The sequence below is a fragment of the Hymenobacter mucosus genome, from assembly GCF_900188255.1.
Taxonomy (GTDB): domain Bacteria; phylum Bacteroidota; class Bacteroidia; order Cytophagales; family Hymenobacteraceae; genus Hymenobacter; species Hymenobacter mucosus.
Genome location: NZ_FZNS01000004.1, coordinates 323,120 through 336,838, shown reverse-complemented (window position 1 = coordinate 336,838; position 13,719 = coordinate 323,120). Strand labels below are relative to the sequence as shown.

Annotated in this window: 15 protein-coding genes; 4 read left to right on the top strand and 11 right to left on the bottom strand. The window is 56.3% G+C overall.

All coding sequences use genetic code 11. From position 1 onward, the window contains the following. Position 1 precedes the first annotated feature (1 nt). The 8 genes from CHB83_RS11405 to CHB83_RS11370 all read right to left on the bottom strand — a co-directional run bounded on the left by CHB83_RS11405 (position 2) and on the right by CHB83_RS11370 (position 6,314). Complete coding sequence (locus CHB83_RS11405; protein WP_089332711.1) at positions 2-370, bottom strand: hypothetical protein; 369 nt, start codon at positions 368-370, stop codon at positions 2-4. A gap of 39 nt (positions 371-409) precedes the next feature. Then, entirely contained in the window at positions 410-832 is a 423-nt protein-coding gene (locus CHB83_RS11400) for an endonuclease domain-containing protein (protein ID WP_089332710.1), read from the bottom strand. Between the two features lie 148 nt (positions 833-980). Then, positions 981-1,379 (bottom strand): hypothetical protein, encoded by a 399-nt coding sequence (locus CHB83_RS11395; protein ID WP_089332709.1) that lies wholly within the window; start codon positions 1,377-1,379, stop codon positions 981-983. 123 nt (positions 1,380-1,502) lie between these two features. Further along, positions 1,503-3,671 (bottom strand): flotillin family protein, encoded by a 2,169-nt coding sequence (locus CHB83_RS11390; RefSeq protein WP_245855330.1) that lies wholly within the window; start codon positions 3,669-3,671, stop codon positions 1,503-1,505. Between the two features lie 445 nt (positions 3,672-4,116). Continuing rightward, positions 4,117-4,776 (bottom strand): hypothetical protein, encoded by a 660-nt coding sequence (locus tag CHB83_RS11385; protein ID WP_089332708.1) that lies wholly within the window; start codon positions 4,774-4,776, stop codon positions 4,117-4,119. A 135-nt stretch (positions 4,777-4,911) separates the two neighbouring features. Next, positions 4,912-5,121: a hypothetical protein gene (locus CHB83_RS11380; RefSeq protein ID WP_045688739.1), complete on the bottom strand. Its 210-nt coding sequence runs from the start codon at positions 5,119-5,121 to the stop codon at positions 4,912-4,914. 50 nt (positions 5,122-5,171) lie between these two features. After that, positions 5,172-5,873, bottom strand: a complete 702-nt coding sequence (locus tag CHB83_RS11375; protein WP_089332707.1) for a PspA/IM30 family protein — start codon at positions 5,871-5,873, stop codon at positions 5,172-5,174. A 42-nt stretch (positions 5,874-5,915) separates the two neighbouring features. Then, positions 5,916-6,314 (bottom strand): YbjN domain-containing protein, encoded by a 399-nt coding sequence (locus CHB83_RS11370; RefSeq protein ID WP_045688741.1) that lies wholly within the window; start codon positions 6,312-6,314, stop codon positions 5,916-5,918. A 196-nt stretch (positions 6,315-6,510) separates the two neighbouring features. On the opposite strand from CHB83_RS11370, the gene CHB83_RS11365 reads away from it, so the two are divergent. Both CHB83_RS11365 and CHB83_RS11360 read left to right on the top strand, forming a co-directional pair. Further along, complete coding sequence (locus CHB83_RS11365; RefSeq protein WP_089332706.1) at positions 6,511-7,272, top strand: XRE family transcriptional regulator; 762 nt, start codon at positions 6,511-6,513, stop codon at positions 7,270-7,272. A 91-nt stretch (positions 7,273-7,363) separates the two neighbouring features. Then, positions 7,364-8,236, top strand: coding sequence for an alpha/beta fold hydrolase (locus CHB83_RS11360; RefSeq protein WP_179225517.1), 873 nt, complete (start codon positions 7,364-7,366; stop codon positions 8,234-8,236). An 89-nt stretch (positions 8,237-8,325) separates the two neighbouring features. On the opposite strand, the gene CHB83_RS11355 is transcribed toward CHB83_RS11360, so the two are convergent. From CHB83_RS11355 to CHB83_RS11345, 3 genes are all read right to left on the bottom strand, one after another. After that, complete coding sequence (locus tag CHB83_RS11355; protein ID WP_089332704.1) at positions 8,326-8,790, bottom strand: hypothetical protein; 465 nt, start codon at positions 8,788-8,790, stop codon at positions 8,326-8,328. A 169-nt stretch (positions 8,791-8,959) separates the two neighbouring features. After that, positions 8,960-9,991 carry a J domain-containing protein gene (locus CHB83_RS11350; protein WP_089332703.1) on the bottom strand — a complete coding sequence of 344 codons (1,032 nt, stop codon included), beginning with the start codon at positions 9,989-9,991 and terminating at the stop codon, positions 8,960-8,962. Positions 9,992-10,063: 72 nt separating this feature from the next. Beyond that, positions 10,064-10,966, bottom strand: a complete 903-nt coding sequence (locus CHB83_RS11345; protein WP_089332702.1) for a histone deacetylase family protein — start codon at positions 10,964-10,966, stop codon at positions 10,064-10,066. Positions 10,967-11,287: 321 nt separating this feature from the next. Here CHB83_RS11345 and CHB83_RS11340 point away from each other — a divergent pair, with 321 nt between their 5' ends. Together CHB83_RS11340 and CHB83_RS11335 are read left to right on the top strand one after the other, a co-directional pair. Then, positions 11,288-12,292, top strand: coding sequence for a Kelch repeat-containing protein (locus tag CHB83_RS11340; RefSeq protein WP_089332701.1), 1,005 nt, complete (start codon positions 11,288-11,290; stop codon positions 12,290-12,292). Next, on the top strand, positions 12,285-13,613 hold the full coding sequence (locus CHB83_RS11335; RefSeq protein ID WP_089332700.1) for a DUF4270 family protein: 1,329 nt from the start codon (positions 12,285-12,287) through the stop codon (positions 13,611-13,613). The genes CHB83_RS11340 and CHB83_RS11335 overlap by 8 nt, the downstream gene beginning before the upstream one ends. Positions 13,614-13,719: the final 106 nt, after the last annotated feature.

Here is a 13,719-nt window from a genome sequence, read left to right as displayed (position 1 = left end):
ACTATTCGATAAGCTCGTAGGAGACAAAGTCCGGGAAGATGGCTGCGGCAAAGCCGATGAAGGAAAAGATAGCACTGAAACAACTGTCGGCAATGGCTTTCTGCACCGCGTCCCGGATAGTTTGTTGAGCCAGGTCTTTGACAATGAACATATCCGAAGCCCAGAAGTAAAAGCCGTCTTTGGCTAGCAATTGAGCAACGTTTGCTACAGTAAAGGCTGTGCCTACATAGACTCGGCCATCTTCAAAGAGGACGTAAACATCTAGGTTATGGTCTGTGATGCTTGGGTTACCATCATAGCCAGGTAAGTCGGCGAAATCGTCTTCAGTAGGGATGTAATAACCACCCGGAAAAACCAGCTTGAAGTTCATTGTTGAAGCTATTGGGTTCCAGCCTCCGAGTGCTAGAGACTAGTTTCCCTCCTCAGATGAGGAGGGGCTAGGGGTGGTTGCTGGTGGTAGAACGGTAGCTTGAAAAGCAGCTTCAATGGCCGCCAATACACTTTCTATATGTTGCGCTATTAGCTTATTCTCGAACCGCAATACTTTCAGGTCTAGGCCACCTAGGTAAGCATCCCGTTCCATATCCTGTGCCTCGCCGCTAGCCGTGAAATGCCCGGCACCATCCAATCCTACCACCAGCTTTTCAGCCGGACAGTAGAAGTCTACTATATAGGGTCCGATACCATGCTGGCGGCGGAACTTGCGACCGGCTAGCTGGCTACGCTGGAGAGCTTTCCAAAGTAGGGCTTCGGCAGGAGTGAGGTTGTTGCGCAGGGTGCGACGAATAGGTTTCTGATAGCCTAAATTGTGGATATGGTTAGTGTCTGGCATAACTATAGAGAATGGGCTAGAGCTAGTTCCGCTCCTCGGATGAGGAGGGGCTAGGGGTGGTTGAGAGGTTAGAACTAAAAATTAGAGTTAGTTAATCGTGCAAACGCCGGTCAACCACCCCCAACCCCTCCTTATCTGAGGAGGGGAGCTATTTTCTAGCTACAATAACCCAGATACCAGTTCCAATGCAAAAGAGTCCAAAAGCAAATAATGCTATACCGCTTACCATTTCAATCACACCAGTATCACCTTTAAGTAAGAAGATTTCAGGATACTTAGGAAGATGCTTCATTACAATATGTTGACTTCCTTCTAAGGATATACAGTCGCCATGGCTTATCTGCTTGGAGTATATCTGACCTTGGTATTCAATACGCATCCATCGTTTGGCTTTACTCGTAATGCCACAGTCGCTAGGAAACTGATGTATTTTGACCTGCACTAAGTTGTTGGCTCGTGCTACCTCCTGTTCTTTTAATTTTTGCGGTAAAAGGAGGATAGTAAGCCCTATAAAAATGGCGCCACAAAGGAAGTAGATACTTTTCATGCTAGAGTAAGCCTAATTGATAGCCCGACATTCCGTCGCTCTAGAAAACTAGAAGCTAGTTCCCCCTCTCCTTTTCCGGAGAGGGGGCTAGGGGGTGAGGCGCCTGTTAGCGCCGTAAGCGTTTTACTTCAACTCCAGCATCTTGGCTGGCTTATCCCCAATACCCAGCGCGGTAGCTGTGCCAGCTAGTTGCGTGATGGTGGCTCGGGTGGCGTCGTCGCCGGCTTGGTTCATCATCTTCAGCAGCAGGGCCGAGACGCTGAGGTTTTTCAGGTCGTCGGAGCTCAGGCCGAACTGGTCCACGAAGCGGCGGAGGTTGGTTTTGAAGTCGCCACCGCCGTCGAGGGAGAAGAACGCGTCTTTCACAGTGCCCAGCACTTCGGAGTTGTGCACGGCGCGGTCAATCATCTTACCCTTGGTGATAGAGCCAATGATTTGGTCGAAGAACATGGTTTCGCCACCCACAATGTCGATTTTGGCGGCCTTGAGGGCCTCGCCGATAACGTCGGCCTGGCTGGCGGCAATGTCTTTCTGAATGTTGATCTGGGCCAACTCCACCGACTTCTCTTTGTCGAGGCGCAGCTTGAACTCCTCGTGGTCTTTGCCCACGCCGTCGAGCTTCTTCATGGCGTCGGCCTTGGCTTCGATGCCCTTGGCTTCCACCGCGAATTTCTGCTCCGATACGGCGGCTTCGGCCAGGCCTTTCTTCTGGTCGGCATCGGCTTTGGCCTGAATAATGTCAGCGTCGGCGAGGCCTTTCTCGCGGTTCACTTTGGCAGCTACCAGGCCCAGTTTCTCGTCGGCTTCGGCCTGGGCACCGGCTTTGGCCTGAATGGCCTGGGCTTCGGCGGCGGCAGTGAGCTGGAGCACCGTGGCCTGGGTTTCGCCTTCTTTCTGGCGGGCGGTGGCTTTGGCCTGCATCACTTGGGCTTCGGCCAGGCCTACAGCGGCGGCTTTGCTGGCTTCGGCTTCAGCCAGGGTACGGATGGCCTGAGCCTTAAACTCAGCGGAAGCTTTTTCAGCTTCGGCGTCAATGAGGACCTGCTTGGCGCGGAACTCAGCCGCCTGCCTTTCCATATCGGCATTGCCCACGAGAGCTACGGTAGCAGCTTCGGCTTGCTGCTTGGCCGCGGTAAGGGCTATTAGCTTTTCGCGGTCGGCCTGGGCCTGGGCGCGGGTGTCTTTGATTTTCTCCTCTTCCTGCACGGTGGCCTTCTCCACTGTAATTCGCTCCCGAATGATGGTCTGGATGTTCTTTTTCTCTTCTTCCAGGGCCTTTTCCTTCTCGATCTGGGCCAGGGCCACAATCCGCTCCCGCTCGTTGGCTTCGAGGGCTTTGGCTTGGGCTACGCGCTCCGTTTCCACGGCGTCGGTGCGCTGCTTATTGCGCTCGGCTACCAATACCTGCCGGTCGCGGTTCTGCTCAGCAATGCGGACTTCCTCTTCCGTAGCAATGCGGGCTTTCTCGCCTTTTAAGCGTTCCTCCTGCAACACTTTTTCTGTTTCGGCCAGCTCACGGGCCTTAATGTTGGCTACTTCGCGCTTCTGCTTTTCCTGATTCTCAATCAGCTGTTTCTCAAGCTGCAGGATGGTTTCCTGAGCCTCTACGTCCTGCTTTTTAATGGTTTTCTGCTGCTCCCGCTGAATGGAGTTGGCTTGAATCTTCTGCTCCGAAGTCAGGGCAATAATCTTCTTAATGCCCTCCGCGTCCAGAATATTATCTTGGTTTAGGGCCGTGAGCGGGGTTTGCTCCAAGTAGTCGATGGCGCAGTCGTCGAGCACGTAGCCGTTGAGGTCGGTGCCGATGATGGTCAGGATTTGCTGCTTGAACTGCTCCCGGGAGTTGTACAACTCAATGAAGTCGAAATGCTTGCCTACCGTCTTCAAGGCTTCCGAAAACTTGGCGTCGAAGAGGCTTTCCAGGGCCTGAGGGTCGGAGGCGCGGTGGGCACCAATGCTCTGAGCTACGTTTACCACGTCCTGGCTCGTCTTATTCACCCGCACAAAGAAGTTCACCTTCACGTCGGCGCGCATGTTGTCTTTGCACACCAGCCCCTCGGAGCCAGCGCGGGAAATGACGATGGTTTTCAGCTTGATGTCCATCACCTCCAGCTTGTGGAGAACGGGCACCACGAAAATGCCGCTAAACGATACCTGCGTGTCGCCTAGGCCGGTGCGCACAAGGGCTTCGCCCTGCACGGCCTTCTGATACATGCGCGCCACAAGGGCAATAAAACCCAATACAAGGACAGCGACGATGACAATCACCGCCAGGGAAAGTTGTTCCAACATGGATGTAGGAGGTAGGAGTAGGGAATAGATACAGTGATTGAGAGCAGCCAGTTAAGACGGGCGGCCGCTAGGGCAAAAGGTACTAGAAGAGGGAAACGGAGGGCATCAGGCCCTAAAGTGGCTGCGCCGAAGTCTGTAATGACTCAAGGAAAAAGTAGGTCAGCGAGCCGGTCAAATACGTCCGCTAGCATTCCATCAAGCAGAACCTGACCCAGCCAGTGTAGCCAGGCTTTCAGTTGGAGCAGTAAACCAGTCATGATGAATAGCAGGGTGAAGTAGGTTGGCGGAGAATAAAGCGTAAACTGACTTGAAGGGCCGACGAGTAGTAGTAAAAAAGTGCAGCAGCGCTACGGGTCTGGCTAGTAGAAAAACACAGGGATTGGAGCGAGAAAGCAACAGGCATAAGCGGGCCACTCCTGCAAGGCTAGTGCAAAATATAGGATTGTCACACTATTTCATACGGTTCTATTAAGTAGCAACGCCGAGTAGCGTCGTAGTCGATGACAAGAGCAGTATCGCCCTTGCTAAGGTTGGCAGTGGGAGAGACCGCATGCACGTTTAGCACCAGCGGAGACCCGGTTACCACCGGCACGCTAGCCTGGCCCAATCGGTAGGCGGTGGTGGGCAAAAGCACGGTACATACTTTGCCAAGGGGCTGCGTACCGGCATCGTGGCCGGCTTGCATGGCCGTGAAGAGGTGGACAAAGGGCAGGGTCAGAAATTTGGCTGCCAGCAGACTCCCCAGCAGCAATGGCAGCAGCAGCAAAAGACCAGGTACTAGCGCCGTGTTGCCGAGGGTATAATTGAGCAGGATGCTGCCAATCCACAGGGGCAAGACCACAAAGCTCAGAAAGATCATAAGCGGCACGCGGCCCAGGTTAAAAAACGCCAGGGCCTGGTTTAGCCAAGCAACGCCCCCGTTTCCTACCTCATGGTGGCCATCTACGTGGTGGCCGGTATCCATATAGTGGTCCGTATCAAGATCAATTGTCCTAAAATCAAGTACGCCCACAAGTACCGTTAGCCAATACAACAACACAAACACCAGCAGGCCGGTAGGCAGCAGATTAGGTGGCAGCAGAGCCTCGTGCAGCAATTCGGTCATAGGGGTAAGGCTGGCAACGCTTCAGAAAGGTCAGGAAAACTCCGGTAAGCTGTACTATACTTTTAAGCCGTTAGGGTCAAAAAAACCAGCTAGGCGCCTCAGTACCAGCTTTGGGTAGCTTGTAGGGAAGCTTCGTTACTGCTGTTGTAGCGCCTCCCCTTCTAGTTCCGCGTTCCGGCGCTTCAGCCGCTTCACGTACTGCTGTTGCCCGGCAATAAGAATGGCAAATCCAAACACCATAGGGGCAGTTTGGCAGGCGTCGAGGTAATGCAACGCACGCGCCACAGCAGTGGCTATAACAATCAACCCTCCCAAGTAATAAGCACTCTTTTCGCTGGTATTCATATCGTTCAAGTCGGATGATCAAGTAGTAATATGAAGGAAATGAGGAAGGCTTATAGGCCTAACTTAGCTTTCAACGCTTGCAACTCAGTAGCTGCTTGCCCGGCGCCGGTTGAACCCAGGGCCTTATCAATCTCTTGGTCGATGGACTTGCTCTCCTGAGCAATCTGCCCGTACGACTCGGCCAAGGCTTCTTCGGTAGCAATTTTCTCCTTCATGCGCTCTAGTAGCGCTACGGTGCCTGAGGAATCTAACTGGGCCAGTTGCTGATTAATGGTCTTGGTAGCGGTGCTCACCGTTACCCGGGCTTTCAGGGTGCGTAGTTCATTGTCCCACTGGCTGATGGTTTGTTTGAGCTGCTGCACGTTCTGCTCCAGTTGCTGGGCTGAGGCCTCGAAGGTAGCCTGCTCTTGGGCGCTGCGGCCGGCATGAGCTTCGTTCTCAGCTTTCTTTACCAGCGCCTCGCTAGCTAGGCGGTCCGCTTCGGTGGCGGCTAGTTCCCCCTGGTGGGCCCGTTGCAGCAGCAGTACGGCCTTGTTTTCGTAGTCGAGGGCTTTGGCTTGGTAAGCGGCCCTGTCGTTGCGGCTGCGAATGGCCAAGGCCTTTACTTCGGCCAGTGCATGCAGCGCTTTGTCGAGGTCGTGGCGCAGGTCGCGCAAGCCCTGTTCAGTCATTTTGATTGGGTCTTCAAGCTGATTTACGGCCGAATGCGCCTCGGCCTGCCCAATCTTGAAAATGCGGTTGAAGATATTCATGGCAGATACTGGGTAGTGCGAAGCAGGGCCCCGCGTTAAAAATTAACCTTTGGAAAAGGCAATCAGCTCGTCGCCAAATTCGCTCAGCAGCAGGGCGAGGGAATTGAAAACTGCCTCCAGCTCGGGGCGGTCGAGGTGTTCTAGTTGGAGAGTGTCGCGGAAGATGACTTTGCGCCCCGTCTCATCCAGCACAAATGCTCCGTGAATGATGTCACGATTTTTCTGGAGTAGCAGCTGGTAGACTTCGCAGGAGGGTTGCGGTACGTCCAGCAGGTACTGTTCCAGAATAAGTAGGGGCTCCCCGCAGCTTAGCACAAGGTGTCGGATGCCCAGTTCCAGCTTATTGACCACTAGTACATTGTCGGTGGGCTCCTCATGGCGAATGTCAAAGCCTAGTTCCAGTAAAAAGGTCTTGACAGTGGTGAAGTAGCGGTTGGGCATAGTAAGATAAAGAGGTAAGAGTTGAGAAACTACCAGCACCCATTGCTACTTTTCCAAGCACATTATGCTAATGACTTGCTCAAAAAAATAGCGTATTTTAGAAATTACCTTGCCAGTAATGTGGTAGCTTTACGGTGCAATGGTACTGAAGTTTCAGTATATGCTCAAAGTTTGAGCGAAAATATTTTTTGCTGCCATGTCGCACGTTGGTAAGAATATTCGAAAGATCAGAACTGTTAAGAAGCTGAGTCAGGCGGCTTTTGCGGAGTTGTTTGGCCTGGCTCGGCCCAGCGTTGGTGCGTACGAGGAGGGTAGGTCAGAGCCTAAAATGGAAACACTTATCCAGATTGCTCATTATTTTGGCCTGTCGGTAGACCTGCTACTTACAAAAGAACTCACTGTAAATGACCTCTATGGTTTTGAGCGTTACCAACAGCCGGAGGTAGCCGCACCCGAGCCTGCCTTGGCTGACCGCACGCAGCACCTAACGCCCTACGTGCCCACTGCGCGCCTATTGGAATACATTGTGCGCCATCATGACGCCTCGTTTGTGGACGCGCTGCCGTCGTTGTCGTTTCCGCACGAGCTTGGGTCGGCCACTCGGGCCTTTGAGATGCAAGGGGCCGATATGCAGCCCACGGTGCGTCATCAGGATGTGTTGCTTACCTGCCGCGTTGACAAAGCCACTCTGCGCCTGCGAGCGGGCCGCTTGTATGCCTTTGTGCTGCAAAACCAGTTGGTGGTGCGTCGTTTGGTAGAGCACCGATCCGACAACGTGTTGCGCCTGCGCGCCGACAATCCCGACTATCCGGTGCAAGACTTGCCGTTCGCGGATGCCTTGGAAGTATGGGAAGTGCAGGGCGTGTTTAGCACCTATCTGCGGCCCCCGGCCCTCGTGGAAGAGCGCGTAACCCGTCTGGAGCGACAAGTAGAAGAGTTACTGGCACGTTTGGGGTAGTAGCGCTACTTCCCAGTCCTTGACTACCTAGGGGGCAAACCGCCCTGTTCACTTAGTGTATATAGCTGCTCTTATGCCGCCAGTTACTCCCTTGAACTCTTCATCAGCGTTTGCCCAAGATCCGCCCGGTATAAAGTTCCTGCGGGTAAAGTTTCGGCTGCTGGCTGCTGTTTCTACGAAGCTTGCCTTCGCGGCAGCTTGGCAGCTCTTCACTACGCCGCGCCGGTTGGTGGAGAAGAAATGGGAAACAGCTGCTTTGGCCGATGCCCGGCTGTTTTGGGTACCTACGGCGCACAGTAAGGTGGCCGCCTACGAGTGGAACCCGGCCGGGCAGCGTACCGTGCTTCTTGTGCACGGGTGGGAGCACCGGGCCTCCTTCTGGGGCTACTTGGCGCGCACGTTGGTGGCGGCGGGGTTTCGGGTGGTAGCCGTGGATGGGCCGGCTCATGGCGCCTCACCCGGTACCCATACCACCCTGCCGGCCTTTGGCGCGGCGGTGCAAGCCGTGGCTGATACTTTGGGGAAGGTGTACGCCGTGGTGGCGCATTCTTTTGGTGGAGCAGCTACGGCGGGTGTGCCCGTGCACTTCAACCAGGCCACTACTGGGCGGTTGCCCCGGCTGGTACTGTTGGCCGTGCCGGGTAGTACCATGGCCGTGGCTCAACGCTTTGCCGCCCTGCTGCGGTTGCCAGCGGCCGTCGTTGCTCGCATGATGCAGCACGTACAAGACCAGCACGGCCGCGACGCCGAAAGCTTTAGTTTGCTGCATATGGGGAGCAGACTACCAGTAGACCGTGCCGTGCTTTTTCACGACGATACGGACGCGAGCATTCCCTTCGCTGAGGCTCAGGAAATAGCCGCCAGTTGGCCCCTGTTGGATTTTCGGCCCACCACAGGCCTGGGCCACAACCGCATCATGCGCGACCCCGCCGTGATGCAGCAGGTGGTGGAGTTTCTACAGTAGATGGGTAGCATAGGCGCCTCTTGGCACAAATGCACAAACAGCGGTGGCAGAATTAAGCAGCAGTTTACCATTCCTGCGCAAATCAAGTTCTACAGCCCCGCAGAAACCTGCTTAGGCTCTTTCCACTCGGTATCTAGGTGTTCTTGGGTACACGGCTTCTCGTGAAACAACCAGTCTAAGGCATCTATGCTGGTAGTGAAGAACTGGATGTCATAATGCATAAAATGGCGCCCGGTCCGAATCAGGCTTTCCACTACAAGCTGATTGTAGGAGTTTGAGGGCGGTAGCACAAGGGCTGCCCGCTGAACGGCCGGTACGGACACTCGGGGTAGCCAGTTGGTAGCAAGCCAAAACTGATCTTCCAGACCAATATTAGGTAGGCCGTGCAAGTCAATGAGGGCGTCGTGCACGGTTCCTTGCTCCACCAAACAAGCCACCAGGTTTAAGCTCTGCTGAAACCCAGCCATGCCAGGCTGGGCCGAGTGCCATTGTAGCCGCACAAAAGACAGATCAGGGTCGTACTGGGTCCGAAGGTTCGTAAGGGTTAAAATCATGCAGAGCTGAACAAGCGCGCTATCTGCCTACCCAGCTTAAATGCTCTGAGTAAGGTGCATATACTAGAAAAGGAATATTTTGCAAAGGGGAAGATAGCACTTTACTGTTCAGCTTGCAATTATTACGATGGCCAATCGTCACCGTGCCATCTTGGGTGTAGGGACTCGGCTACACGGTGTCGTGGCCGGCGCTGGCAAGCTCGCGCAGCACTTCGCGCAGGCCTTCGGGCTCCTGCACCAGCCGCAAGATGTGTTCTAAGTACTCCGCCTCGGCCCGCAGGTGGCGTTTAATCTGCCGTAATTCCTGCTCGCGTTTCTTGCCGCTGCTCCCGGAAAAGCCGTTTTCACCAAACTTAAGGGCCTGTAGTTCCTGCTTAAGCTCCGTTTGCTGACGGTGCAGGGCCTGAGTGTAGCGGGCCAGCACGGTATCATCAGCTTGGTCGGCGGGGGCGGCTTCGGAGAGCAACTGCAGTAGCGTATAGAGGTCGTTGGCTTCGTAGGCTTCCGTGATGCGCTGCATCAGGGCAGTTTTCTGCTGCTGAATGGCGGGGTCGCGCTCTAAATCGGGGTGGTGGGTGCGGGCCAACTGGCGGTACAGGCTCTTGGTATTTGCCAGCAGGGCTTGCTGCTCCGCCTGGGCTTGCTGCTCCGCCTGGGCTTGCTGCTCGGCGGCCAGTTGGGCTTTCTCGGCCTTGGACTTGCGGCGGTTGCGGGCCTGGGCCGCCGCCTGCTCGTGGGGTGGTAGGGTAGAGTTGGGCTGTGGGGTTGGCGGTGAGGTGGCGCTGTCGGGCTCATCCTCGTCTTCCACGCGGCGGCGCGGTCCGTACTTGCGCAATATGTCGGCGGCGTCTTCCCCAAACCGGTCTTGCAAGGCCCGCGCGTTCCCCAGAATTACTTCCTGTAGCTGGCGATGCTCCAACCGGCTGAAATAACTTAGGAGCAATCCTTCTTCCAAGGGAGCGAATAGGGCCCGGCGGGCTTGTACAACGGCCTCGGCGGCGGGGCCCACCTGCTGCCAGTACCGGCGGCGGGCATCGGCTTGCTCGGCGCGTACTTCCCGCAGGCGTTGGCGCAAGCTTTCTACCTGCTCCACGGCCGCGCGAAAAGCCTGCTGGGCGGGCGTGCCTACCGCCTCCCCCGAAGCAGGAACGGGAAGAGCAGTAGCAGCGGGCAGGTCGGTGAAAGGATTATGAAGGTTCATAGGTGCAAAAGTAGTGGCGGGAAGGGCCTCCGCGTGAGTTGCGTTTCTAACGTTAGGTGCGCACGGCCAGCCTTAGCCGAATACGTTGTAGGCTACCTGAAACGTGTTGCAGTGGGCATCTACAATGTCGCGGAGCTGCTCTGAGTAGCCCCCGCCCATGCTCACGGCCACGGGTATTTGGTGCTGCCGGCATAAGCCTAGCACAAACTCATCGCGCTGGCGGCAGCCGGCTTGCGTGAGGGCCAGCTTGCCCAGTTTGTCGGTGGCTAGTACATCTACTCCGGCCTGAAAAAAGATGAAATCGGGCTGCACTTGTTCCAAAAGGGCTGGTAGAACGCGGTGCAAAGTTTGTAAGTAAGTAGCATCGTCGGTGCCTACCGCCAAGGGCACATCCAGGTCCGATTGTTCTTTGCGCAAAGGGTAGTTGGCCCCCGCGTGCATGGAAAAGGTAAATACGCGCGGCTCCTGCCGGAAAATACTGGCCGTGCCGTCGCCTTGGTGCACGTCAAGGTCTACTACCAGCACCTGCCGGACCAAGTGGTGGTGCAGCAGGTGAGCCGCCGCAATAGCAATATCGTTCAGCACGCAAAACCCCTCGCCCCGGTCGCGGAAGGCGTGGTGAGTGCCTCCCGCTAAGCTCATACCAATCCCTTGCAGCAAGGCCCGCCGCGCCGACTGCACCGTGCCCGCTGAGCTACTCAACGAGCGCCACATTAGTTCGGCGCTTTGGGGTAAGCCCAGGCGGCGCACTTCGGCCGGGGTAAGTTGCAAGTCGCGCACCCGCTGCCAGTAGTCGGGCGAGTGCACCCGCAAAATGTCTTCCTCGGCGCACAAGCCGGGGTCGTAGAAGTCCTGGGGCGGCGCAATTCCCTGCCAAAGCAGTTGCTCTCGAATCAGACTATACTTGGCAATAGGAAATCGGTGGCCTTCAGGTAAGCGGATACTATAACGTTCGGAAGTGGCAAGGCAAGGCATGCGAAGCAAAAGGAGGCAAGGGAAAGCAGGGGCAGATACGAGTAGGTACGGAACAACCTCAGTTTCGGCGTGACCTTAGCGGGTGCAGGCATCAGGGAAGTCCCAGGTGGGGGAGCCTTTTTTCGTGCTTGCACCACTTTTTCTCGGGCCGGGACTGCCGATGAAAACTGCCAGGTCGTCTGGGTTATCGGCGGATTGGTAGAGCCAATGCGAAGAGGACGGGGCCGCTGAAATAGGTTTGTAGGGTTCAGAGGGCATTTTAGGCTGCAACCTATTCCTCATCGGCAAAGCTCTCCGCTGAAACACCAACCTATTTTTTGTATGAAACATCCCCGCGTGTTACTGTGGCTGCTGCTACTGTTAACCTGGAACCTGACCACCTCTTGTGACAACGATGACGACGATGCCGACGAAGAAATTCTGGGCAACTGGGCCAGCCGGTCGCAGTTTGAAGGCCTTGCCCGTAGCTCGGCCGTAAGCTTTACCATTGGTGCGAAAGCCTACGTGGGCTTGGGTACCGATGGCACCGACAAATTCAAGGATTTCTGGGAGTACAACCCGGCCACCAACACCTGGAAGCAGCTAGCCGACTTCCCCGGCGTGGGCCGCTACCAAGCCGTTGCCTTCGCCGCCAATGGCAAGGGCTACGTGGGTACGGGCTACGACGGGGTAAACAGGCTCAAAGATTTCTACGAGTATGACCCTACCACGAATACCTGGACGCAGAAAGCCGACTTCGGTGGCTCGGCCCGATACGGTGCCGTGGGCTTGAGCATTCTCGATAAGGGCTATGTGGGTACGGGCTACGATGGCAACTATAAAAAGGACTTTTGGCAGTACGACCCCACCACGGATACCTGGACGCAGAAGCCCAGCTTTGGCGGCAACAAGCGCCTGGGCGCGGTGGCCTTTACGCTCAACGACACGGGCTACATCCTGACGGGCTCGGATAATGGCGTAAACCAGACCGACGTGTGGGGCTACAACACCGCCACCGAGCAGTGGACCGAGCGCCGCACGCTCACGCTCAACGAAGATGAAGACTACGACTACAGCAGCGTGGTGCGCCAGAATGCCGTAAGCTTTGTGGTAAATAACCTGGGCTACGTGGCCCTGGGCAACAACAACGGCTACCGCACCGACTGCTGGGTATATGACCCCACTGAGGACACTTGGACGCAGAAAACTAGCTTTGAAGGCTCGGCCCGCATGCAACCCATCGGCTTCGGCTTGGGCGACAAGGGCTACGTAGGCTTAGGTACCACCGGTAGCACCCGCCTCGACGACTTCTGGGACCTGGACCCCACGGCCGCGGCGGATGAATAAGGTACGCTTTTTCCTTAACCAGTGGGCCTGTCGCGTGGCGGGCCTGCCGGTGCTAGGGCTGTTGGTTCTGCTACTGGCTTCCTGCGAAGAGCCTTCGGACGTAGGCTCGGAGTTAGTGGTAGATACCACCACCGGCACCCTGTTCGTGGATACCCTCACCGTTCGCACGTCCACCGTCCTCGTCGATTCTGTCGTTACATCTACCAGCAGCTACTTGTTACTGGGGCAGTATCAAGATAACCGACTCGGCACCATTACGGCCCGCAGCTACCTGCGGCTGGGGCTGGGAGGTACCACTTTCGAGCCCGATGTTTCTGCCGTGTACGACTCCGTGGTGCTGCTGCTCCCTACGGACACCTACCGCTACGGCGACACTACCAAGGTGCAGCACCTCGCGGTGCATCGCCTGCGAGAACCGCTGCGCCCCAATACTAAGTACTACGCCTTCAACACGGTTGGCTACAACGCTACGCCGCTGGTAACCCAGGCCTTTCGGGCGCGGCCCAACCTGACAACTTTGCGCGTGCCCCTGCCAGCCTCCTTAGGGCGCGAGCTACTGACCGCAGGCATTAGCCGCCAGCTTTCGTCTGATGATGCGCTGGAAGCCCGCTTGCCTGGCTTTTGCCTCTCGCCGGGGGCTACTGATAATGCCGCCATTCTACGCTTTCTGGCAACCTCTACCTCCGCCACCTTGCGCCTTTACTACCACCTGCCTACCGCGACGGATGAGGCCCTGTCCCGCGACTTCACCATTGCCGACGGTAGTCGCCACTTCTACCAACTGCAGGCTGACCGTAGTAGCACGCTGCTTAGTTCGCTCACTGCCTCGCGCCAAGCCATTGCCAGTACCCGCACCGCCGCCGAGGCCTATATTCAGGGCGGGCTGGGGCTGCAAACCAAAATTGAAGTACCCTACCTCCTCGACCTCAACAACCTGGGCGGTACGTGGGTGCTAAACTCGGCTCAATTGCAGCTAGAAACTGTGCAAGGCACGGAGAAAGGCGCGTTTGCGCCGGCTACCTTGGTTTTGCAGCTAGCTGACCGCGGTAACCACTCCGGCTCTTACCTCACCGACCTCAATGGCGCTACCCTCACCGCGGCGTACTCCTACGCTTACTCATCGCGCACGAACCTGGAGCAGGGAAGCTACTCGTTCTCCCTCACGCCTTACTACGAGGCGGCGCTGAAGCGGGAGGTAGCAAACGAAGGGCTCCTGCTGTCCTCCACTTCGCCCGACACACCCGAGCGGGCGATACTGGGCGGCACGGCCAACGTTACGAACCCCATCAAACTACGAGTTTATCTCACGCGGGTGCAGTAAGAAAGCCTGAAGGCAAGGCTGGTGAGTTGGTAGTCACCCCAAAGCGCCACGGAGGCAGCACAAACCATTTGTGCTGCCTCCGTGGCGCTTTGGGGTAGTAGCCTTG